The sequence below is a fragment of the Frigoribacterium sp. UYMn621 genome, assembly GCF_040549525.1.
Lineage (GTDB): Bacteria > Actinomycetota > Actinomycetes > Actinomycetales > Microbacteriaceae > Lacisediminihabitans.
The window spans coordinates 1-23850 of record NZ_JBEPTM010000019.1 but is presented as its reverse complement, the minus strand read 5'-3'; the positions used below and the strand labels follow the sequence as shown (position 1 = coordinate 23850).

The window sequence follows — 23850 nt, the reverse complement described above, 5'->3', positions numbered from 1 at the left end:
TCGAGCAATTCGCGATTGCGGGTTGCCTCGTTCTCGCAACCGCACTCGCATCGGCGGCGCTCACACCCAGCCTCATCGACCCAGCAGCAACAATATTGACCGGAGTGGCCAGCGGCGCACTATGGACGATGATCGCCACTCTGATCGGAATCGATCTGCCGTTCCGCAAACCTACCGACCTAGCCAAAGACCGCTAACGCAGCTAGGAACCGCTCACGGTTTGGTTGACCCGGGTGACGGGTGTTCTGTCTATGGCGGAATGGAAGCGTTTGGTATAGGCAACGCTCACCTTGGCACATTGCCGCTGCCAAAAGTTTTCGAGTATCACGGCCGCCCGTAAGCCGGACGCTGAGCGGGCACTCCCCCACCGCTACTGGGATCGCGTCTGCCACGGTCGAACGCATTCGCGTTTAGGCCGCCCGAGAAACTGCCCGATGAACGGGCGTGAAACGCACGAGGTCGAGAACGTTACTTGGCGAGTGGTGCCGGTTTGGGGTACACCTCAACCACGCGCAAAGCATGACCCCTATCGCGTGTCCAACTAGGGTCGGTTTCAATTGTTTGACAATGGTCGCTGTCGTCGCTTCGGCCCCGACAAGACACGGGCGACGTGGAGGACACGATGGCGGGCCAGCGAGTCGGATACGTTCGCGTGAGCGCCTTGGTCCAGAACACGGTCCGCCAGCTCGACCAGATCCCGGTCGATAATACGTATATAGAGAAAGCCTCCGGCAAGGACCAGACGAACCGGACCGAGTTGGAAGCCCTGATCAGGTTCGCCCGTGAGGGCGACAGCTTGCTAATCCACTCGATGGATCGCCTCGCTCGCAACCTCGATGATCTGAAAAAAATCATTGGACGATGCTCCCGCAAGGGCGTCCGGGTCGAATTCGCCAAAGAAGCCCTGACCTCCACCGGTGACGACAACGCCGCCGCCTTTCTTCTTCATGTCATAAAGGAATTCGCTGAGTTCGAACGCCCCTCCTTGGTGAGCGGCAGCGGGCGCATCGCCCGGCCTAACAACGGAAGGTCTATTCAGGCCCTACACCGGCGCTCGTCCCTGCGAAGGCTGCGGAGCTGCGTCGAAAAGCCAGCGAGGGAGAGATGAAGACGATTCTGTCCCGCGATTTCGAATTAGCCGAGCAACCGACTATGCCTAACTCCGGGGTGAAGCCAACGCTGAACTAATCAAAGTTATGAGTAGCCTGCGGGCCGATAAACGACTGGCGCCGTCCCTTTCTGACGCGTAGTGCAGGTACGTGTTGACGTTTCGATGACCGCACTCCGCTGCGCGCACATCGTCAACCCGGTCGATCCGTGCTGACCAGTACGGAAATCGACAACCGTCTCCGTACTCATGCGGTGTCCGGAAACGATCGTTGCGTAGCTGTCCACGCGTTGCCTCGCAGCCATGACGTGAGTTCTACATCACCCCGAGTGGAACGACGCCGACGAGGCGCTAGCGGGCGACGAGAGCTGGCTCTCGACGGAAGAGCCTTAGCCGACAAAAGCTCCAATGCGGTCGGCCGCCAGCAGCTGCGCGATAGCCGCTGCGTCGCTGGATCGGAGCACCTCGATCGGCCTGCCCCCGTGAAATGCCTTCTGCTGAGTCAGCGCCCAGAGAATCACACCTTCCGGATCCTCACCGGCTGGATCCATGCGAAACGTCAGCTCGCTGAGCCGAGGCACTAGTCCTGAATCGGCGTCAGAGAATTGCGCGGCCTGCATCAGAGCTGTGCCGTCGGAAGTCCGAAGGTAAAGGGCACCACCTGCGGCGATTTCCTGGTCGACCGCGTCGGTCGTCGTTCCTAGGTATTCCGCCAAGGCTTCTGCGTCGAAGAAGGGGCCGTACTCGGCTCAGGGATTCTCTCCCTGCTCAGACACCAGACGCTGCACGCTCAGCCAGCTGCGCCGCTGTGATGGAACCTGCGACGTACTCATCCGCAGCGCGCTCCCATGCCTCGCGCCTGAGTCGCAAACGCAGCGCTTCCTCCGGCGACCTGGCCGCTTCAATCGCGGCTGCCTGCTCCTGTCGCTCGCGTTCGCGAAGAGTCATGCCCAACTCGGATCCGCTGCTCCCGCTCATGTCCTCAGGATACGACGGGCCGCCGGCAAATAGCCCCGGCTCGATGAACTAACCGACCTTCAACCCAAGCCGGACTCATCTTCTTTGGTCGAGGGAGACCTGCTCCGGCCAGGAATGCGAGGGGCCGGATGCTACTCTCCCAGCCGAGACCATCCCTCGACGACCGCCGTCAGCACAATCTGTTCTGCGGCTATTTCTCCAAGCCGGTCAAAGGATTCGAAAACGGAGCTCCCAGGCTCACCGAGGTGCGCGTAGAGAAACGCGGTTTCGCGCCCAGCGAGAACTTGCTGCTTCCTGATTCGTAGGCGGCGTTCAGGAGTGTCCTCTTTAGTAGCCATATTCAGCGCCTCTATTTCGGGGGCGCTTTGGACTTTCTCCATCCATCGTCCTGCCGGCGATCGCTGCTGGCTGGCCGGGACGATGTAGGTCTGCATGTGACTGTATGTGTGCGGCGGCTCCGAGTCGATGATCTGAGCTTTTGGCTGCCACGCCTCACACCGCATTTGCATCATCGGTTTTGTGTATCAGTCGGACAAACGCTCTCGTATGTCTCCGTCGTAGCTCTAGCAGACAACTTGTTTACCTTAAGGCCCTATCTCATGGCCTCGCCGTCGAGTGCTCACATGCCGCTTCAGCTCGCATCCGAGATCCTCCGAGTTGCCGAGTAGTTGGACCCTCTCCTCGTCGTGCTTGGCGGCGGGCCCAGTCACCTGTTTCGTGGTCGCACTACTCTCTCGCGAAGCTCGCACAATTTGCACAATTTGCACAATTTGCACAATTGGGACAATTGGGACAATTCGCACAATTCGCGGCGGTCGCCGGACGCGTGCACCACCAGAAGCGAAGCGCCGAGAACTGCGAGCACGAAGTGGGAGCGCGGCGGTCGCCGTGACCTGGACGAGCGGGTCGAAAAAGGAGCCCAACGGCGGCGAGTGACCTGAGTCTTTCGAGAGGTAAAAAGGTCGGGCGCTGGCGCACCCTCCACCCACCACGTACACCTCTTCGGAAACCCATGACGTCGACCACTCTTCGAAGACCATCTCGGCTGCTCTGAACGTGACTGCCCGCCGCCACCACCTCGACAACGGAAGTGTCTGACACAGAACCCAGCCGCCTTCGGCGACCCTAACCCGCCGACGCTGGCGCGTCGGCCACACAGAACATCCGGGCGCTGGCGCGCCCTCCCACCGTCCTTCTCCTCTCCCGCTCATCTCACGTCCAACACTCCGTCGGTCAGCGCGGCCGACGGTTCGAAGTGCCTGCTCGTCGGCATGCTCTTCTGGACGGAAGTGCATGCTCACCATCGCGTCTGCCAGCACGAGCACCTGGTCGAAGTGCCGGAACGTCCATCAGGTCGCATGTCTTTACGGTTTCCTGCACGCGCCGACTCCGTCGTCGCTGCCCTGCCGGGGGCCTCACGCATGGTGGGGTTTCGGACGGCGTGGTGTCTGTGCCTGGGCTCGGATCGTTCACCGCAGCGTTCACCGTAGCGGACGTGCAGCTGACCGGGTCGCCTGTCGGGGCGGTGGGCGTTTCGGGTGCTCTGCGTCAGGGCGGGCGTCGTGCGGAAGTTCGGCAGCCGCTTGTGCCTTTCGTGACGAAGGACGGGTCGTCCGGCATGGCGTTGTTCGTCACGGTTCACGCCACAGACGCTCCCCTGCCGGGGGCCTCACGCCTGCTGAAGATGTGCGGGTCGGAGCAGTTCCTGCGGGGGACGGGACGTGGGGCGATTCGGGTGGCGATCCGGTGCCGGTGAAGACGTGCGCTGCGTCGTTGAATCTCCCGGCGGGTGGCCCCCGGCAGGGTTCCTGGTCAGCGCAGCTGTGACGGAAACAGTTGGGTGCGCAGCACCTCAGCTGGATGTTTCGTCAGCGCAGTTAATGCCGTTCACATCGCTCAGCGCGCAGCGACGAGCGTGGAGGAGGAGGAACGTCAAGATGCCGCATGGGCGGAGTCGCCTTATTGCAATGAACCAAGGCGCCCAAGGCTAAGCCAGTTCTGGGCGAATCTCAGTGGCTGCACAAACCCAATGCCATAGTGGGCCAAGAATTGAGATGCGCGCGCGTTTTCCATCGCTGTCGGATGCTTCTGCAATTTCATTTCCTGACCCAGCAAGCGCTCGAATTAAATAGGGTGCACCAGCCTTTGACGTTCAATTTCGCCAGACAGCAACTGACCCATAACGCATTCCTTGTGCACCGGCCTTGCTGCCGAAGTCGCGCCGCGCGAATATCGTCGAGTCGTTTGTCAAGAAGCGACCGCGCTCTCCCGAATCCTGCGGAGCACCTCCACAAGCACCAGCACCTGCGCCCCCGTGAATAGCGACTCGGGCCGGTCGGCGCAACGCCGGTGAACGGCTCCTCGTAAATCAGCGCGGGATCGACTACTCCACGCTGGGTCAGTTGGTCGATCAACAGCTCGACGAAGCGGATCTGGTTGCCAGTCAGCGTGCTGCCCGCGGTGAACTCGGCCAACGCAGCTATGGCTGCCGTGCGGTCAAGGCCGACCATTGATCGCACGAATAGACCCAGGCCGTGGGATTCATTTGCGGCCCAGTCGAGTTCGTTCTTCTCGAGTCCGCTTGAAATCATGATCCGTTCGAGGGAAAGCAAGTCAAGCGCGGTGAGCTGCTCTCCGTGGCGCAGTTTGAAGAGCACAAGGTCATCCTCATGGGAGCGGAGGAACGCGAAAGCCTTCTCCCGGAATCGTGCGCGATCGACGGCGATGGCAACGATTTTGATATCGCTGGCTTCGGAGGCGCCGCCCACATTGGCGAAGTTCGTGTAGACAATAGGACGATCAACGATGTCGATAAGAGACACAAGTCCGCGCAGACGGATTCGCATCATTTCGAGCATTGGCAGGGTCACGTCTTGCCACCACTCGTCAGTGGCGATGGCTGCGATCAGCTCGAGATTGGACGCGATGACGGGAATGCTTTTCTGCGCCGCCAAAGCATTCGCGATCGCTTGAATCCGCTTCTTCGCGGCGACAAAACCGGGATCTCCAACGAGAACTCCCAGTTGGGTGCGAAGAGCGAGCAGGTCGAAACGCTTTGCGAATTCATCCTGATCCAACACATCTAGCGATGACGGCAACCCGTGAAGGGTCGCGGCCGCGACATAATCGTCGCCGGTCATTTTTGTCCAGACCGCGGCATCCGCGTAGCGCTCCACGGCTTGACGTTTCGTTCGCACGACAAAGTTATCGAGGCTCATCCCCGCGACCTGGCCGTGCATGCGTGCGCTCAATCCTTCACGCAGCGCACCGAGTTCAGGGTCATCGGATGCGCCGTCGATGCCGGCGAGCAACGCGAGGCGTGCATCGAACAGCCGCTCCCCCAATGACGCTGCCGCGACGCTGGTGTCCGGGGCGACAGGGGCATTGAAGTACTCGATGTTCTCGCACACATCGAAGATCAGAAAGTCCTTCTTGTTCTCCCCCGGCCCATACAGGTTGGGGCGCAGTCGCGTGCCGCGTCCAATCATCTGCCAGTACTTGGTCTTCGAGTGCACCGGCTTAAAGAAGACCAGGTTCACGACATCCGGGATGTCGATGCCCGTGTCGAGCATGTCGACCGAGATCGCGATCTGCGGCGCGATGGAGCGCCTCCTCACCGGCACAGCCGCCCGCACAGACGGTCGGCTCATCAAGGAGAACCTCTATCGTGAAGCAGACGTGAGCCGCGCCACGATGAACCGCACCACCAAAGTGCTGAATGAATGGGCGCGTCGTGTCGACGGCACCCAGACGCGTGACCGGGAGTTGGAGGGCCTCCGCCACGCGATCTCGGAAAGGGATGTGAAGCTTAAGGAGCTCCGCGCGCGTTTGTGAACTGGAGACCCAACTGACGATCGCAGCCACGGCCGTGGCCGAACTACACATCGAGAATTAGCTTCTGCGCGACGGGGATCCATCGGGCAACGTCACTCCGATGAAGCGGAACAGCTTGAGCCCGCGCGGACGCGGATCGCCGCACCAATCGTCCCCCACATTGCCACTTGGCCGGTATCGGCGCCACGCGAAAACCTCGGGAAAGAATGTCTGACTGACCATATAGGCTCGGTAATATCCGGAACAACCGGGTTCAATCCGCATGGGGGGTGTATGTCGGAGCCGTGGCTGTCTGCTGATGACATCGCAGTTCACCTGGGCGTGACGAAGGACACCGTCTACGCGTGGATCGCGGAGAAGGGCATGCCGGCTCACAAAGTCGGGCGCCTCTGGAAGTTCCAAACGAGTGAAGTCGACGCGTGGGTCCGGCGAGGTGATGCAGGATCCGTTGAGTGACCGAGCCTGAATGGTCGCGATGTCGGCGGCACACAGTATCCTGATCGACTTGCCATTTTCCGGGGGAGGAACAGCGTGGACGAACCCACAGTGACGCTCGCGTCGTTGCGAACAGGTCAGCGCCTTCGCGGAGTTCTTCCCGGTCAGCCAGTCACGCTTCTCGGGGTGACGCCGCTCGATGATGAACTTCTGGAGATCTTCTTCCGAGACGATGCCGGACGAACAGGCGAGCGGACTATCACCGCAGCTGATGCAGCAAAACTTGACTTAGTCACAGATCTTGGCGACGCCGTCGCATTCGACGGCGACCCTGACGAGTTCAAGCTCGCGGCGGAGGCACTGCGCATCAAGTACGCGGCGCTCTATGACCCGATGGCTGCGGTCAATAGCTCTGATGTCGATCCGTTGCCACATCAGATTCGCGCTGTGTACGAGGAACTGCTGCCGAGGATCCCTCTGCGTTTCTTGCTTGCAGATGATCCCGGCGCTGGCAAGACGATCATGGCGGGGCTTTACCTCAAGGAGCTGATTCTCCGCGCGGACTGTGAGCGGGCGCTGATCGTGGCACCCGGTGGCCTGGTCGAGCAATGGAGGGAAGAGCTTGCTCACAAGTTCGACCTCTCGTTCGAGATCTTCAACCGACAGATGGTCGACGATGCGCAGGGCCGCAACGTGTTCGCGGAGCACCCCTTCCTGATCGCCCGGATGGATCAGCTTTCGCGTAGCGAGCACTTGAGGGAACAACTGACTGACGTGACATGGGATGTGGTGGTGGTCGACGAGGCTCATCGCATGTCGGCGCACTACTCGTCGTGGGCGGGTCAGGTCGACGAGACGAAGCGATTCCGGCTCGGGCGGCTGCTCGCCGAGACGGCACATAACTTCCTCCTCATGACCGCGACACCGCACGCGGGCAAGGAGGAGGATTTTCAGCTCTTCATGTCGCTCTTGGACCCGGATCGATTCGAGGGACAGTTCCGCGCTGGCGTTCACCGCACCGACACGCACGGTCTGATGCGGCGGATGGTGAAGGAAGACCTGCTCACCTTCGAGGGCAAGCCTCTGTTCCCGGAACGGCGCGCCTACACGGTCGAGTACAACCTGAGCGAACCGGAACGCGAGCTGTACGAACTCGTCACCCAATATGTCCGGACAGAAATGGGTCGCGCCGAGCGTCTCGCGCAAGCAGGAGACAAGAAGCGCGGTAACAACGTAGGTTTCGCACTCACGGTCTTGCAGCGCCGGCTCGCATCGAGTCCTGAAGCAATCCTTCGGTCTCTCGAACGACGCCAGGTGCGCTTGGAGACCCGCCTGCGCGAGTGGCAGCGGGCAACCGACGAGGCGCGATACAGCACCTCAATGACCGAAACGATCGACGAGTGGGCGACGGGCCGGGTCGCCATCGACTTCGATGACGCGTCTGTGTCGACTACTTCATTCGATCTCAACCAGTTCGATGACCTTGACGATGAGGTTGCGGAGGAAGAGCGAGCTCAATTTGAGGCGCGCGTCGACGAAGTCGTGGATCTCGCGACAGCGGCCGAATCGATCGGCGAGCTGAGAGCCGAGATCGCAATTCTCGAAGACCTCATTAAGGTCGCGCGTCGCGTCCGACTTCTCGACGACGACAAGAAATGGGTACAGCTGCGCGCAATTTTGGACGAGCAACTCCTTGTCCACGATGACTCAGGCGAGCCTCGCAAGATCATTATCTTCACAGAACACAAAGACACGCTCGACTACCTGCGCCAGAAGATCACGACGCAACTGGGACGCCCCGAAGCTGTCATCACGATCCACGGCGGTACACGCCGCGAAGACCGCAAGGCAGCAAGAGAGCGATTCACGTACGACCGCACCACCGTCGTGCTACTTGCAACGGATGCCGCGGGAGAAGGCCTCAACCTGCAACGGGCGCACCTGATGGTCAATTATGACCTGCCGTGGAACCCTAACCGCATCGAACAGCGCTTCGGCCGCATCCACCGCATCGGCCAACGTGAGGTGTGCCATCTGTGGAACATGGTCGCCAAGGACACCCGCGAAGGGGATGTCTTTGCACGGCTCCTCTCAAAAATCGACCAGATGTCGATCGCATACAACGGCAACCTCTTCAACGTTCTTGGCGATGCGGACGCGTTTCAGGAGAAGTCGCTCCGTGAGTTGCTGATCGAAGCGATCCGGTACGGGGACGAGCCCGCGCGGAAGGTCGAGCTGGACCGGGTAATCGACGCAAGCGTCGCGCACGGGCTCGACACGATGGTCGCCGAGCGCGCACTGCACCCGGAGATGTACTCCGCGCTGAATCTCGAGGAAATCCGCAGTCGCATGGAGGCCGCTCGGGAACGACGACTGCAGCCCGGATATATCGCGGCGTTCTTCATCCCGGCCTTCGAGCGTCTGGGTGGCCGCATCCGCCGACGCGAAAAGGGCCGCTACGAGATCACCCGTGTTACCAAACGCATCATCGGCGTCGCGCGGAGGCTCAGTCGGTGGGCGCCCCTGCCGGAACGCTACGAACGAGTCACGTTCGAAACTGCGCATGTTCGCCCCGAACATCAGACGCAAGCCGCCCTACTCGCGCCAGGCCACCCGCTGCTTCAGGCCGTCATCGAACTCACCATCGAAGACCTCGGCCCTGTACTCAAGCGTGGAACCGTCTTCATCGACCGCCGCGAACAGCAACTGGATCAGATCGCACTGCTCTACGCGGTGGAGCAACGCATTCAAAACGCCACCACGGATGCCGACACCGTGTCACACCACTTCGACTACCCGGTCCTCGATGCCTCAGGTGACGTCACGCTTGCCGCCGCTCCGCCCTACCTTGACTACGACGCACCACACGCCCACGAGGCTGAAGGAATCGCCGCAGTCCTAGCGAGCGAATGGGCTAAGAGTGATCATGAGCGAAGCATCCGCGCATGGTCATACCGTGACGGACTCGCGCCGAGAATGGAAGAACTTGGTGCGCGAATAGCGGTGGATGTCGAGCGAACGCGCGTGCAGGTCAAGGAACGACTGCTCGCTGAGATCAACCACTGGGATCGCGAACACAACCGCCTCGAATCCCTCGAACGCGCTGGCACCGTTGGCCGCGTTCGCGCGGAGTCGGCGCTCCATCGAGCACGCCAGCTAGATGATCGTCTCGAGAAGAGGCTCCGCGAGCTTGACGAGAGCACGCAGCTCGTGGCACTCCCCGCAGTCGTAAGAGGAACGGCACTCGTCGTGCCGAGTCAGCAACTCTCGACGGGCGACGACGTGGCCCCTCCACACACATTCGCGCGCGAGACCGAAATTGTCGAACGACGGGCGGTCGAGGCGGCCCTCGCCGCAGAGCGCGCACTCGGCCGGCGCCCTCGAGAGATGCCCCGGAACAACCCCGGCTACGACATTCAGTCGTTGGATGATGGCGGGCGCATTCATTACATCGAGGTGAAGGGTCGAATCGAGGGGTCCGATACCTTCACGATCACGACCAATGAAGTCACCTTCGCTCAGACGCAAGGAGACCGCCATCGACTCGCACTGGTGCTCGTGTCGCCCGACGGCGAGCAGCGCGACCGTCTCCGCTACGTCCTCGATGCATTCACCCATATCGAGCCGTCGGTGACCACTCGGTCCTACAACGAAGAGTGGCGCGACTACTGGGACCGCGGAGGGCCACCGCGATGACGCCTCAAGTTCCCGATGCCCGCCATACCTCCGAAAGGGATGCAGTGACAAGCACGACCAAGAAGAAGCTCATTGAGGTGTCACTGCCACTTCAGCTGATCAATGAAGCTGCGGAGCGAGAGACTCGGGTGCGTTCTGGGCACCCGAAGTCGATTCACCAGTGGTGGTCACGGAAGCCCTTGGCAACCTCGCGTGCAGTGCTGTTCGCGCAACTCGTCGACGACCCATCCGCACATCCTGAGCTGTTCCCCACCGAAGACGCACAGAGCGCGGAGCGCGACCGACTCCATCGCCTCATTGGTCGGCTTGTACGGTGGGAAGATGGCCGCGACCCGGGGGTACTCGAGGAGGCGCGCAAGGAGATCCGCCTCTCGAATGGTGGCGTAGCGCCTCGCGTCCTTGATCCGTTCGCTGGCGCGGGATCAATTCCGCTTGAGGCCCAACGCCTGGGCGCGGGTGCAGCTGCGTCTGACCTAAATCCGGTTTCAATACTGATCAATCGGGCGCTCATTGAAGCGCCTAGACGCTTCGCGGGCAGCGGGCCAGTGCACCCCCACGAAGACTCAGGGGTTGGTGCCTGGACAGGGGCATCCGGATTGGCCGCAGATTTGCAGCGGTATGGCGCCTGGATGCGAGATGTCGCCTACGAGCGAATTGGGTCTGCCTATCCGCCGGTGACAGTGGCTGGCGGCACTGAACACACCGTAATCGCCTGGATCTGGGCGCGGACGGTACGGAGCCCTAACCCTGCCAATCCAATTGAGGTGCCGCTCGTGAATTCCTGGTGGCTCAGCAAGAAGAAGGGTCGCGAGGCCTACATCGAACCGATGGTCGACGACGGAATCGTTACCTACCGTGTCCGGTACGGCAATTCGGGTGTCCGCTCGGGAACCGTAGATCGAGGGAACGGCATCTCTGTCGCGGACGGCACGCCTTTCCCGGCCTCCTACGTACGAGACGAAGCCGTGGCGGGACGCATGGGCCAGCAACTGATGGCAATCGCGGCCGAGGGACCGCGGACCCGCATATATGCCGATGCAAGCCCCGAGCACGAGGCCGCTGCCGCCGGAGTTGTCCGACCGCCAGAGTTTCTGACGTACGACCTACCAAACGATCCCCGGGCCATAACTGCGCCGAACTACGGCCTCACGCGCTGGTGTGATCTGTATTCGGACCGACAGTTGCTCCTTCTGCGCACTATGACCGAGTTAGTAAGCGAGGTTCGAGCGAAAGTTCTTGACGACGCTGTTGCAGCGGGTCTTCCTCGTGGGGACCGTTTCGAGGATGGAGGGCGTGGTGCGGTGGCGTACGCGGACGCAGTGGCGCTGTACCTGGCGCTGGCTGTCGACAAGCTCGCCGATCTGAACAACGCACTTGCATCATGGGAGCCGTTGGCGGAGTGTCCACGACACCTGTTCGTTCGTCCGGCGATCCCGATGGCTTGGGAGTTTGCTGAGGCAAACCCATTCTCGAACTCCTCAGGTTCCTTCATGCAGGTCATCAACGGGTTGGTCCGGGTGTTCCCCACCCTCGGGCCGTGGGCAGAGGACGCTCCTGAAGACGAGGTGGAAAGGTCCAATGCGGCAACGCGCGACTACGCAGGTTACTTCGTTTCGACTGATCCGCCTTACTACGACAACATCGGGTATGCCGACCTGTCGGACTTCTTTTATGTGATCTTGAGGGAGTCCCTGGGGGATGTCTTCCCGCGGGACCTCGCCACTATGCTCGCGCCCAAGAGCGACGAGATCGTCTCCAACGCGCGACGCCATGGTGGGAAGTCGGAGTCCGAGCGGTTCTTCATTGAGAGTTTCAACTCGGTTTTCGGTAGCATGCGCCATACCGGCGCAAGGGCCCCTATGACCGTCTACTACGCCTATAAGCAGAAGGAAACGAAAGACGGCGCCTTTACCGGCTGGCACACGCTCCTGCACGGACTGATCTCAGAAGGTTGGGAGATAACAGCAACCTGGCCTGTTCTCACGGAAGGTGTTGGCCGAATGCGTGCGCACTCGAGTAACGCGCTCGAATCAACTGTCCTCTTGGCTTGTCGACCTCGCCCGGAGGGCGCAGGGTCCACGACTAGACGAGAGTTCACCCGTCTTCTGCGAACCGAGCTGCCTAACGCGCTTCGCAAGCTCATGCATGGGGAGATCGCACCTGTCGACCTCGCTCAAGCAGCTATCGGGCCAGGGATCTCAGTTTTCTCGCGGTATACGCGAGTTCGTGAGGCTGACGGATCGGACATGAGCGTACGGGATGCGCTGCTCATCATTAACGCAACCCTGGACGAGGTCTTGGGTGAACAAGAGTCTGATTTTGACCCCGACACCCGGTTCGCCGTGAAGTGGTACCGCCAGTTCGGCTGGTTATCAGAAAACTCTGGCGCGGCTGACCAGCTTGCGCGTTCGTCCGATACATCTGTTGGAGGTCTCGAACGCGGGGGAATCTTTGAAGCGAAAGGCGGCAGGGCCCGCCTGATCGCGCCGACTCAACTCAGCGGGGTCTGGGATCCAGCGGCCGACGTGCGGGTCAGTGTGTGGGAAGCGACAATCCGATTGGCGGCGCTGATGGCCTCCCGCGGTGCCGACAGTGTCGCCAGCTTGTTGCCGGTTGTGCAAACGCGCGTTCATCTGGACGCGGTTAAGGAATTGGCCTTCCTCCTCTTCCACGAAGCGGAGAAGAAGAACGATACAAAAGACGCGGTTCTGTTCAACGGATTGGTGAGCGCGTGGGGTGATGTGAATGAGCAGGCTAGGAAGCTCTCTGCTTCTGCACGCGCGGTACAGCAGGTGTTCAACTTCGACGAGGATGAGGACTGATCGGCAATGGCGATGAACAACCGGGACAGAGTCGGCAGAGCATTCGACCTATTGTCGGAAGGTATGTCCGACGCGGTCGATGAGGTGATGACCGCGGCTTACGGAACGTCGGAATGGCCGGCCGCTTGGGCTGAGGAAGATGCTCAACGTCGCGGAGGCCCCGTTCGAACGCTGACGAAGCGCGACGTTCAGGTGCAGCTGCGCGCGATCACTGAGCAGGGATACCGTTTCAAGGACGTCCTTTCGCGTGCGCAACAGGGCTTTGGATCCGAGCTGCGCGAGACACGCAACTTGTGGGCGCATAACGAGCCTTTCAGCTCCGATGATGCCTCACGCGCCCTCGACACGATTGAGAGGCTGCTCCATGCTGTCGGCGCGGTCGACTCCGCCGAAGACGTCCGCAAGCTCCGAGTGGATCTGCAGCGGACAGTGTTCGAGGACCAGACGCGCAAACAGGTGAAGCGAACGGCCGTATCTCTCGACCCTGGGTCGGGGTTGCGCCCGTGGCGCGACGTGATTCGCCCGCATGACGATGTCGCCCGTGGTGCGTTCACCGCATCGGAGTTCGCCGCAGACTTGCACCTCGTGCGTACCGGTCAGGCGACGAGTCCTGAGTATGGCGACCCAGTCGAATTCTTCACCCGCACCTACCTCACTGAGGGTCTGCGTGACTTGCTGTTGCGCGCGATCCGTCGTTTAAGTATGGACGGTAACGCCAGCCCTGTAGTGAATCTGCAGACGAACTTCGGTGGCGGCAAGACCCACTCGATGCTCGCCCTTTACCACCTCTTCAGCGGCACGCCCACAAAGGAGTTCTCACAGGAACTGCAGGAACTCATCGTTGAGAACGGCAACCCCGATCTCGCAACGCTGGGGGTCAATCGGGTCGCGCTCGTGGGCACCTACTTGAAGGCCGGGTCGCCCATCATCAAGGACGACGGGACCGAGGTGCGCACGCTGTGGGGCGAACTGGCCTGGCAGCTCGGCGGCCGCGAAGCGTACGACCTGATCGCGGAAGACGACCGCGCCGGCACGAACCCCGGCGAAGCGCTACACACTCTGATCGCCAAGTACTCGCCCGCGCTAATCCTGATTGACGAGTGGGTTGCGTATGCAAGGCAGCTGGTCACGGATAGGGAGCTTCCGTCCGGATCCTTCGAGACTCAGTTCACGTTCGCTCAGTCGCTCACCGAAGTTGTTCGGTCAGTACCGGGAGCGATGCTCGTTGTCTCGATCCCTGCGTCCGACACCGGTGAAGCAGGTAGCGGAAGCGACATCGAGATCGGAGGCGCCAACGGTCAACTCGCGCTCGAGCGCCTGCAGAACGTGATCCGGCGCGTCGCGGATCAATGGCGACCCTCGAGCAAGGACGAGTCTTTCGAGATCGTGCGGCGCAGGCTCTTCCAGCCACCCAACGCTGAAGGCCTGACAACGATCTCCGCGGTCGCGCGTAGCTTCGTCACGCTGTACCGCAGCAACACTGCGCTGTTCCCACGAGACGCCGCAACACCTAGCGATGACTACGAGCAGCGGATCCGCGTGTCGTATCCACTGCATCCCGAATTGCTGGATCGCCTCTACGAAGACTGGTCGACTCTGGAGCGCTTCCAACGCACCCGCGGCGTGCTCAAGTTGGTGTCCTCAATCGTTCACGAGCTGTGGGCATCCAACGACACGTCACCGCTCATCCTCCCCGGCAATGTGCCGCTCGAGGCGACAACGGTCAACACGGACCTCACTCAGTATCTAGAGGACCAGTGGAAGCCGATCATCGACTCCGACATCGACGGTCCGGGATCCATGGCACAGCAGATCGATCTGGACCGCCCGAACCTCGGCCAGCGGTTCGTGACCCAGCGGATCGCGCGGACGATCTTCTTGGGTGCAGCTCCCAGGATCAAAGCTTCGCGAAAGGGACTCGACAAGCAGTACGTCTGGCTAGGTACGGCCACCCCCGGGGACACACTCGGGAACTTCGGTAGCGCGATCGAGCTTCTCGCGCAGCGCTCGACATACTTCTACGAGGAGCAGGGGCACTACTGGTTCGACACGCAGCCATCCGTGACCAAGACGGCGAACGACTACGCGGAGCGGCTCCGTGAAGACGTCGAGACCGTGTGGAACGAGATCACCGAACGCCTCCGCGGTGAAGAGCGATCACGCGCTGTCTTCGACCGGGTACACGTTGCGCCGGCATCCAGTGCCGACATCCCTGATCTCGAGGACGCTCGACTCGTCATCGCCCACCCCCGCCACTCTCGACACAAGTCGGACGGCGCAGATTCCGCTGCGCATCAGTGGGTCCGCGACGCGGTCGAAACCAAGGGCGCTAGCCAGCGAGTACATCGCAACACTCTCGTGTTCCTCGTCGCGGACAAGAGCGAGCTGGAAAGCCTAGAGGCAGCTGCGCGTGGCTTCCTTGCCTGGAAGCGCGTGCAGGCGACCAGTGAGAGCCTCAATCTCTCGGTACAGCAACGTAGGCAGACGGATGACTGGGTGACGCGTCTCGACCGCACCGTGTCGGACCGGATCCGCGACACTTTCGTATGGGCGGTCTATCCCGAGCAGTTCGACGCCACCAAGCCGTTTGAGCTGATCACAGACAAGGTGACCGACTCGGGAGGACGCTCCCTCGCTGAGCGCGTGGCAGCCAAACTGAGCCGCGACGACCAGCTCGTCAGCGAGCTCGGCGAGGCGATCCTTGGCGCCACATTGCACCAGGAACTCGGCCAGCTCTGGCAGGACAAGGGCGAGATCAGCGTCGGTGAGCTCTGGGGCTATTTCACGCGGTATGTGTATCTGCCGCGCCTGCTGCGACGAGAGACTCTCGATTCCGCGATCGAACGCTCGTTGAACTCTGTTCTGGTCGATGGCGAGAAGTTCGCCATCGCAGCAGCAAAGGACCCCGAAACCGGGCGCTACCGCGGCTTGGTCGTCCCGCCGGCGCACAACACGACGATTCAAGTGACGGACAGCACGCTCCTGGTGGACTGGAACAGAGCCGACGAGCAGGCCTCCTCTGATCGGATAGCCGCGGCGCGGGAAGCTGCCATTCGCGCTGCTGAGGAGAGCTCCGACCGCATCGGACCGATTGACATTGTCCTTCCCGAGTTGGAAGCCGATGAGACGCCTGAGACCAGCGTGGAAATCGTTGCTCCGCGACCGCCGAGCCGCTACTTCGGTTCTGTCAAGGTCGACCCCGATCGCTACTCGAGGGACATCGGGAACGTAACCCGCGAAATCATCGATCGACTCGCGGGCGCGGGCGCAAACCTCGAGATCACCATCGACATCCAAGCCAGCAAGAGCGACGGCTTCGACGAGGGCGAGGTGCGCACCATCTCCGAGAACGCGCGCGTGCTCAAGTTCGACCCGAGCTCGGGCTTCGAAAACTAACCAAGCCCAGCCGCCACTGCGCACCAGCAGTGCGTTGAACTCAATATCAAGACGGAAGGAGCCTCAGGGATGAGGATCGAATCAGCAGTCGTAACGAACTATCGCTGCATCGTCGACAGCGGAGCCTTCGGCGTTGAATCTGACAAGACAATCCTGGTAGGGATCAACGAGGCAGGCAAGACAGCGTTGCTGAAGGCGATCCAACTCGTCAGCCCGACTTCAGATACGCCCAAGATTGACTGGCTCTTCGACGCGCCCGCGCCGATGGTTGATGACATCCGACGCGGGAATCTGGATCGCGAGCGGATGGCGGTCGCGAAGGTCGTCCTGACGCCCGATGCGACCGATGTCGACGGACTTGCTCTCGCGAGCGGCTCGGACGTTCGGCTTGAGGTGACGACGTGGCTCAGCGGCAAGCGTACCTATCGCGCCACGGGCCTGCTGCCTTCCCCCTCGCTCGGGGACGTCGACAAGAGCATCGTTCGCCTCACCAGTGCGATGTTGAAGCAATCGAGCGAAGACGCGAAGGCTGCGGCCCAAGCACTGACTTCCTGGAGGGCAAGTCGCGGCCAAGGCGACTCGATAGCTGGAGAAATCGCGGAGGAACTCCGCGGCCATCTTGATGCGCTGTTGCCGCTGTTCGCGGACGGTTCTGCCGCCGAAGGTTATTGGGACGCGCTGGACTCCATCGTCAAAGAGGCGACAGGACGCGACGAGATTGGCAAGCACCTTCTGTCGAAGTTGCCCCCATTCGTTTACTTCTCCTCCTACTTCTCGGTTCGGCCGAGAATTCACCTGAACCGGCTCGCGGAACGGGAAGAGTCAGGCGAGATCGACCTTGACTATGACTTTGGCAACCTGCAGTTGCTGAAGTTCCTCGGCTTCACGGCCCGCGAGCTGTCGGATATGGACTCGGAGGCTCCTGTCAAGGGGGTCAGTTATGACACCGATGTTCAAGAGCAGGAACGATACAAGGCTGCGCTTGCCGCGCATGAACGCAGGCTCACGGAACGCAAACGGGCGCTTCAGACGGCCGGTGCGCGTCTCACGGCTGAGATTCGTCGCGTGTGGAACGACGACTCCCTGACCCTCCGCCTTGACGTCGACGGACAGTACCTCCAGACGCTCGTCGAGGACGAGCTGGGGATTCCCGTCGAGCTTGATCAACGTAGTGAGGGCTTCCGCTGGCTCGTATCGTTCTTTGTCGTCTTCCACGCCCAGGCAAAGGACGATCTCCGGAACGCCGTCCTGCTCCTGGATGAGCCTGGCCTTAGCCTTCACGCACTCAAACAACAGGAGTTCCGCAAGACCGTGTCCGCTCTAGCCGAGGGGAACCAGATCATCTATACGACGCACTCTCCCTTCATGGTGGGATCAGACGAGCTGGATCTGGTGCGGGTAGTCGAAATGGTCGACCGCAAGGTTGGAACGAAGGTGCACACACGCCTGGCTGTCGACGATCCGAAGTCGATCTACCCCCTTCAGGCGGCCCTCGGGTACGACCTTGCGCAGAGCATGTTCACGCACAAGCAGAACCTGGTCGTCGAGGGCATTACGGACCTTCTCTACATCGAGGCAGTAAATGCCGCATCTTCCTCTGAAGGCGGACCGTCGTTGGACGCCGGCATTGCAATAGTTCCTGCCGGAAGTGCGAGCAAGGTGGTCTACTACAGCACGATTCTCACGAGCCAGAGCCTTAAGGTGGCGGCGCTCTTGGACTCGGATTCGGCTGGTGATCAAGCTGCAGAGCAGGAGGCGCTCTGGCAGCTTCTCAGCACGAAAAGGATCTTGAGAACAGGTGACCACATCACCGGAGTACAACGCGCTGAGATCGAAGATCTGTTGCGTCAGACACTGGCTCAGATCGCTCGTGACGATCTCGGCTGGGACAGCCTAGCGACCGTACAGAGCCAACGTTCTCGCCCCCTGATGGAGATCCTCGTTGCCGAACACCCCGGAGCGTCGAAGTGGAAACTCGCTCGTGCATTCGTGAAGTGGCTGAGCGCGAACGGAACCGCAGCGCTTGATGCCTCGGAACGCGAAGCATGGCGTTCGCTTTCAGACGCGGTAAACAAGGCGCTCGCCTAATGTCCGTCCGTGCTGACGGACCCGAATTCAGGGGGAATGACGAGACGGCCCTGTTCGAATCGTCGACCGACGGTGAACCCGATTCTCCGGCGGTGCAGGTCGGTAAGCCTGGCAACCTCGGCTTCGATGGACGAGTCTTTCTCACAGATTCCGAGCATCAGACATATTTGCGCCGGAGGCCCGTTCGATATGTCGGGAAGGTGATCCCCACATCCGATTCGTGCTCGGTATGCGGAGAAGACGGATCGGTCGAGAACCCGCTGCAGGTAGCACACATCGTTCCGTTCGGCCTCGGCGTCGTTCACTTCAAGCTCACGCCCGAATGGTTGGACAGCGCAGGAAACCTGCGCTGGGCGCACCGTCGTTTCTGCAACAAGGCCGCCGAACTGAGTGTCGATCAGACGCGGGCGCACCTGATCGAACTCGGCATCCTGTCCGCAGATGCCACCTGACCTTGCGTCGGACGTTGGTCGGGAACGATTTGAGCCATGTCTACGCGGCCGAGCCGAGCTGCTCCAGCGAGTTCCACTCGATGTGTCGTGAGACATTCGACTTGCGCATAAACGCTGGGTCGATGATCGTGTCCTCGGGCGTCGGCGCCATCAGCTCAACCATGAGTCTGATGATGTGGCGGGAGGTGCGGAACTGCCCGTTCTGACAGGAGGTGGCGAGCTTGCTCAGCATTTACTCGTAGATGTCGCCTTTGGTGTCCGGTCATCCATCGGGTTGTCCTGCAACAGGTCGACCACCTTCGACAGCAGAGCCGGAGTCGGGACGGTAAAGCGCGCGTCCTTCATGTTCGTTGCGAAGGATGACCCGGTCTCACCGAGTCCGCGGATGAACGGAAACACGTTTTGGTCGATCACGTCGTACATCTCCTGCGGGGAGGAGTTCTGGAAGTGCGACCAGCGGAGGTCGCTGTAGGGGCGCGGGCGGCGACCCGTGTCATCCATCCCGTCGGGGAAGACGGGATTCTCGATGAGCGTGCCGAGAGTGTTGCCCTTGCGCTCGGCCAGCGTGTGCAGGTCATCGAGGCGTTTGATGAAGAGCAGGTAAGTGATCTGCTCGATCACCTCGAGCGGGTTGGCGATGCCACCGGACCAAAAGGCGTTCCAGACCTTGTCGACCTGGGATTTCAGTTCGCCTGTGACCATGGAGTGTTGCCCTTCGAGACTTACGCGCATCGTGCGCACGGTGTTGAGTCTTCCAGTGGTGACTCACTTGATCCTCATCCGCTGATCTGCGCAAGACGCCGACAACCTTTGAGCGGCACCTCCCTGATATCGCCCCATCTCGCTGGTCCCCGCAGATCCCGAACATCAGGGATCTCTAAAACTGCTGATCAAATGCCATATTTATGGACGCATCCCGGGATCCCGGGATTGCGGAGCGCAAGTAGTGGTCAGGTAGATAGTTAGAGCGAAGAGGTCAGTCGCCGCGACCCTCCATATATATACAAATAACTTGGGATCTTGGGATTCTTTCTTCTTCCAGCAGTGGATCCCTTTGTTTGCTTGCGTTTAACGATCCCCGGGACCTGGGATCCTCAGGGATGGTGGGGATTATTTTACTTCCGGCCGCTTCGCTGTTCGGATTGTGATGAGCCCCACCGGCTGATAGCGGCCGGGAATCGGCGACACCGGCGACATGCGGTTGCTTTCGTGCCGCCACGATCCACGTCGCCCCGCGTCCGTGGCTGAATGGAGGCTCCCGGGGATCTCGCAGCCCAGTAATCACGGCGATTCCAGCCGATTCTCGATACTGCGCATAGAGACAGCATGACCACCTTCCGAACTACCCAGCCCACCCACCCACTCACTCCCTGGACCGCTTCCGCGTATGCCCCTGCGAATTCGTTCTCTGGGGCCAACAAACTCGCCTCTTCAGGCGTGGCCCCACTGGTCGCGCTCGCTCGCGGCTACGAGACTCTCGAGCAGCCGCAGGTTGCTGAGTTCGCGAAGCACAACAGCCTCGGTGCCGCCAACTCCAAGCAGCACGCTCAGGTGCTTGCTGCGACCCGTCGCGGAGACGTTATGGTCGTGCGCTGGTATCGCGCCGACCAAGTCGCGACCGCTCACACAGCCGGACTGACACCTGTTGCGAGCAGCCTGCAGCTTCGTCCAGGCATCCCACGCGAGAGCCCCACGACCGGGAAGCTCCTCAAATACGAGAACTTGGTAGGGAGCCAGAGCGTCATCGATACCAACCCGGCCACACCTGCGGAGTGGTTCACCTCGTCGCCAAAAATTCTCATCACTGAGGGTGTCCTCAAGGGAGACAGCGCGCTGACGGCGCTGCTCCGCGCGAACGGTGTCACTGACGAGCAGCTCTCTGTGAAGGGAAGGGTATCCCGCGGGGAGGCGATTAATCGTCTGCACTCAATCATGTTGGGAATCCCACAATCAAAGCAGGTGACCATCCTTTCCTTCGTGGGGGTGGGCAACTGGAAGGGCAACGACGTCTGGGTTAGCCTCAAGCTTTCCGGCCGTCAGCTTCTACTCGCCTTCGACGGCGACATCGACAGCAACTGGAACGTCTGGTCCCAGGCGAACAACTTGTGGGGGTTCGCGGCGGGCCGGAAGGCGCACGTGAAGCTGGTCGACCTGAGCGTCGACGCTGACGGTGAGATGGTGGAATTGCTCGCCGACACCGGTTCAGCCAAGCCGGAGAAGGTAGGTATCGACGACTTCCTCGTACGCCACGGCTCATGGGACGACCTTCTCACCCGTATCAAGGATGAGCTTCCGGATGCGCCCGCCCGCTCCCGCTACGACGTCCCGGTCGGCACGTGGCAAGTTTCGGAGGACGGTACCTCGGTTCAAGAGTACGTCGCTGGCCCTCCTGATGCCTCTGGGCACCCCGGCCCCGCGCACTGGAAGGTGCAGGTCAACATCGGCGGCCGGGTCGTCGCGGTGGAAACCCACCGTGCACCGACCGAGGAAGAAGTTGAAACCGCCCACTTCGATGAGAACATCAACCCAGCTGACTTCGCCACAGCCGATACGTGCCGTATCGAGTTGAAGTGGATTCAGGATGACGGCACCGTCGCTTCGGGCGAGGTGACGGGCCCGGCCACACTTCTGATGTACCCACCTTCCGAGTGGGACAAACGGCACGCCAGCATCCCGAAGAGCCTGCTCCTGCACCCGGAATGGCCACCACGGAGAGGCTCCGACTGGCTTTCCGCAATCAAGGCCAACAACGAGACACCCGCGGAGCAGAACGTCGCGTGGTCGACGATGGGGTGGGTGCCCGTGGAGAACTCCGCAGTGTGTTCGTTCATTTCTGGCCGGACCGTGATTGCGCCGACCGAGGCAAGCCGCCTGCGCACGATTGCGGGAGTCAATGAGGTCGTGCTGCCTGGCTCATCGAAGTTCAGCCTTCCCGAAATCGAGGGCGAGGTCATGGGCGAGGCGTGGAAGGCTCAGGTCCGTGAGGACCTCAGCTCCCTATACGAGCATTACATCTCCCTCGCACCGTGGACAAACATCGACATCGCCGCCGTCGTCATGGCCGCGGGCCTCCGACCTGCGGTCCCGCTCCGATGCACCACGAACCTGTATGTCCAGGGACCTCCCGGGCAGGGAAAGTCGTGGACGGTCGCCCAGATTCTCGCCTTCCACCAGGCCCGCAAAACGTGGAGCAACAAGATGCTCCCCGGGTCGATGAAGGACACCGGGACGTCCATCGAACAGGCCATCGCCCAGACCAACATCTGGGTAATGGACGACCTTGCCCCTTCCCCCGACCGGCGCCAGAACGACCTCGAACAGTCCAAAATCGGGGACATCATTCGTTCGGTGCACAACGGTTCTTCCAAGCGTCGTTCCGGTACTGAGCTGAAGGCTCGGGAGGTGTTCACCCCTCGCGCTTTGATGATTACTACCGCGGAAAACGAACACACCATTAACTCCGTCCGTGACCGTTCGGTGATTCTGAGCCTTGGCAGGGGCTCGCTCCGCGATGGTGAAATCGAATTCGGTGGCCAGCCTGCGCGAACACCGGTTGAGATCATGGACGAGTTCCGGGACAACAACCGTGCACCAGGACGGCTGATGCGGGCTGCAGTTCAGGCGATGCAGTACGCCGCCGTGATAAACGGCTGGGAGGTTCTCCTCGAGCAAATCGCGACAATCAAGAAAGACCTCGAAGTCATTGCCCGCGCTGTCATCTCCCAGGTGAAGGTGGACGGCAAGTCCGACTCGCGCCACGTGGAAATGGCTGTCGACCTGATGCTTGGCCTCGCGCCGCTGAACATTCTCGCCGAGATGGTGGAAGACGACCGGTTCCTCGCCATGTTCGAGCCCGAAACCGCCGACAACCTTCCGGAGCGGATTGCTCGCGTGCTGTCCGTGTCGTTCCAGAGCCAGGGTGAGTCAACGCCGGGCCGGGCAATTTTGGCCGCCATCAGCGACCTGCTTTCGGCCGGTCGCGGTCATATCTTGAACGCGAACGACCCAACTGCCGCACCCCTGACCGGCGACCACGCCGGTTCGAACCGTGCCCTTGGCTGGCAGGCCGACAGCCAAGGCAACTTCCGCCCGCTAGGAACTGCAATCGGCGTGCTCACGGCGGCTGGGAAGAACAGCCCCATGGACCTGATCATGCTTGACCCCACTGTCGCGTTCGACCTGGCGCAGAGGTATTCCAGCCGCACCCTCCCGCCCGGCTCATCCGCCAAAATGGTGTGGCTCGCCTTGTGGAGTGAAGCGCTCGTCCATCCGATTTTCTTCAAGCGCAAACTGGACAAGGACGGCCGTCCCACAAAAATCTTCGTTGTGGACGGGCGGAAGCGGACCGGAATTCCCGTACACCTCGACAGCATCATTGGGGCGGAATCACTCCCGGGGGTGGACTTGAAGGCGTAACCAATCAACAATAGGAACCCGAGCAACCAGCTAGTCCAGACCGGCTTGTCGCTCGGGTTTCTCACCGACCAGGTCTTCCGTATCGCCGCACGCCAACGGCACCCAACGCAGCACTGGACCCTACCTACCGGCCTAGTGTCCTTGCCCGCTTCAGCCGCCTCTCGATCAACGGTAAGTACGTTGCCTCGGCCTCGATACCTGTAGCTCGCACCCCAGCGCTGGCACATGCCTCTAACGTCGTCCCGGTCCCAGCGAACGGGTCGAGCACCAACTGCCCGGGACGAGTGGTGAGGTCCACTAACCATTCCATGATCCCGAACGGCTTGACGGTAGGTCCTGTAATGCCGTTTACTTTCGGCCTCTCGACCGGTGTCGCCTTCGGGTGATGGAAGAAACTCTGATAAAACCGGCTGGCATCCTCGTTGCGACCGCGAGTGTTCCGCCCTTGGGCCCTCACCTGCGTAACCGCGCAGCCAACGTCGCAAAGTCCCGCAGTGCAGTTGGGATCATGTTGGAGAAGAACGTTAGAGTGAACCGTCCCGGGTTTCATGCCGCTTTCTTTCTGGTGAAAGGATGCGCTTATGCCCAAGAAACACCCGCTGGAGGTTCGTGACCGGTCGGTCCG

General features: G+C 61.1%; 16 protein-coding genes and 1 pseudogene. 11 read left to right on the top strand and 6 right to left on the bottom strand.

The genetic code is table 11. The features are described 5' to 3' along the window. The coding region (locus ABIB54_RS16645; RefSeq protein ID WP_354576645.1) for a hypothetical protein at nt 1-197 on the top strand (197 nt) is incomplete at its 5' end. Between the two features lie 455 nt (nt 198-652). Next, nucleotides 653-1108 (top strand): recombinase family protein, encoded by a 456-nt coding sequence (locus tag ABIB54_RS16640; RefSeq protein ID WP_354576644.1) that lies wholly within the window; start codon nt 653-655, stop codon nt 1106-1108. A 389-nt stretch (nt 1109-1497) separates the two neighbouring features. On the opposite strand, the gene ABIB54_RS16635 is transcribed toward ABIB54_RS16640, so the two are convergent. The 3 genes from ABIB54_RS16635 to ABIB54_RS16625 all read right to left on the bottom strand — a co-directional run bounded on the left by ABIB54_RS16635 (nt 1498) and on the right by ABIB54_RS16625 (nt 5658). Continuing rightward, the gene (locus ABIB54_RS16635; protein WP_354576643.1) at nt 1498-1824 is read right to left on the bottom strand and encodes a hypothetical protein; all 327 of its coding nucleotides are present in this window, start codon (nt 1822-1824) and stop codon (nt 1498-1500) included. Between the two features lie 393 nt (nt 1825-2217). Further along, on the bottom strand, nt 2218-2520 hold the full coding sequence (locus tag ABIB54_RS16630; protein ID WP_354576642.1) for a hypothetical protein: 303 nt from the start codon (nt 2518-2520) through the stop codon (nt 2218-2220). A gap of 1662 nt (nt 2521-4182) precedes the next feature. Next, complete coding sequence (locus ABIB54_RS16625) at nt 4183-5658, bottom strand: type I restriction-modification enzyme R subunit C-terminal domain-containing protein (protein ID WP_354576641.1); 1476 nt, start codon at nt 5656-5658, stop codon at nt 4183-4185. Here ABIB54_RS16625 and ABIB54_RS16620 point away from each other — a divergent pair. The 8 genes and pseudogenes from ABIB54_RS16620 (at nt 5657) to ABIB54_RS16585 (ending at nt 18809) form a co-directional block, all read left to right on the top strand. Further along, a complete protein-coding gene (locus tag ABIB54_RS16620) occupies nt 5657-5920 on the top strand; it encodes a hypothetical protein (protein ID WP_354576640.1) in 264 nt (87 codons plus the stop codon). The two genes, ABIB54_RS16625 and ABIB54_RS16620, sit on opposite strands and share 2 nt — an antisense overlap. Nucleotides 5921-6193: 273 nt before the next feature. Further along, nucleotides 6194-6376, top strand: coding sequence for a helix-turn-helix domain-containing protein (locus ABIB54_RS16615; RefSeq protein WP_354576639.1), 183 nt, complete (start codon nt 6194-6196; stop codon nt 6374-6376). Between the two features lie 75 nt (nt 6377-6451). Next, nucleotides 6452-10051: a helicase-related protein gene (locus ABIB54_RS16610; RefSeq protein ID WP_354576638.1), complete on the top strand. Its 3600-nt coding sequence runs from the start codon at nt 6452-6454 to the stop codon at nt 10049-10051. Continuing rightward, a pseudogene (locus tag ABIB54_RS16605) lies at nt 10048-10332 on the top strand (DUF1156 domain-containing protein); the annotation flags it as partial. The gene ABIB54_RS16610 and the pseudogene ABIB54_RS16605, both read left to right, overlap by 4 nt. 348 nt (nt 10333-10680) lie before the next feature. Continuing rightward, complete coding sequence (locus ABIB54_RS16600; protein ID WP_354576647.1) at nt 10681-12873, top strand: DUF1156 domain-containing protein; 2193 nt, start codon at nt 10681-10683, stop codon at nt 12871-12873. Between the two features lie 63 nt (nt 12874-12936). Then, nucleotides 12937-16269: a DUF499 family protein gene (locus ABIB54_RS16595; protein WP_502917155.1), complete on the top strand. Its 3333-nt coding sequence runs from the start codon at nt 12937-12939 to the stop codon at nt 16267-16269. A 69-nt stretch (nt 16270-16338) separates the two neighbouring features. After that, nucleotides 16339-18357 carry an AAA family ATPase gene (locus ABIB54_RS16590; RefSeq protein WP_354576636.1) on the top strand — a complete coding sequence of 673 codons (2019 nt, stop codon included), beginning with the start codon at nt 16339-16341 and terminating at the stop codon, nt 18355-18357. Continuing rightward, nucleotides 18315-18809 (top strand): hypothetical protein, encoded by a 495-nt coding sequence (locus tag ABIB54_RS16585; protein ID WP_354576635.1) that lies wholly within the window; start codon nt 18315-18317, stop codon nt 18807-18809. The genes ABIB54_RS16590 and ABIB54_RS16585 overlap by 43 nt, the downstream gene beginning before the upstream one ends. Before the next feature lie 40 nt (nt 18810-18849). On the opposite strand, the gene ABIB54_RS16580 is transcribed toward ABIB54_RS16585, so the two are convergent. Beyond that, nucleotides 18850-19041, bottom strand: a complete 192-nt coding sequence (locus ABIB54_RS16580) for an N-6 DNA methylase (protein WP_354576634.1) — start codon at nt 19039-19041, stop codon at nt 18850-18852. Then, nucleotides 19035-19511: a type I restriction-modification system subunit M N-terminal domain-containing protein gene (locus ABIB54_RS16575; RefSeq protein WP_354576633.1), complete on the bottom strand. Its 477-nt coding sequence runs from the start codon at nt 19509-19511 to the stop codon at nt 19035-19037. Before ABIB54_RS16575 ends, ABIB54_RS16580 begins: the two co-directional genes overlap by 7 nt. Before the next feature lie 624 nt (nt 19512-20135). Here ABIB54_RS16575 and ABIB54_RS16570 point away from each other — a divergent pair. After that, nucleotides 20136-23225, top strand: a complete 3090-nt coding sequence (locus tag ABIB54_RS16570) for a hypothetical protein (protein ID WP_354576632.1) — start codon at nt 20136-20138, stop codon at nt 23223-23225. A 124-nt stretch (nt 23226-23349) separates the two neighbouring features. Here the strand turns inward: ABIB54_RS16570 and ABIB54_RS16565 are convergent, their stop codons facing one another. Next, complete coding sequence (locus ABIB54_RS16565; protein ID WP_354576646.1) at nt 23350-23775, bottom strand: DNA methyltransferase; 426 nt, start codon at nt 23773-23775, stop codon at nt 23350-23352. Nucleotides 23776-23850: the final 75 nt, after the last annotated feature.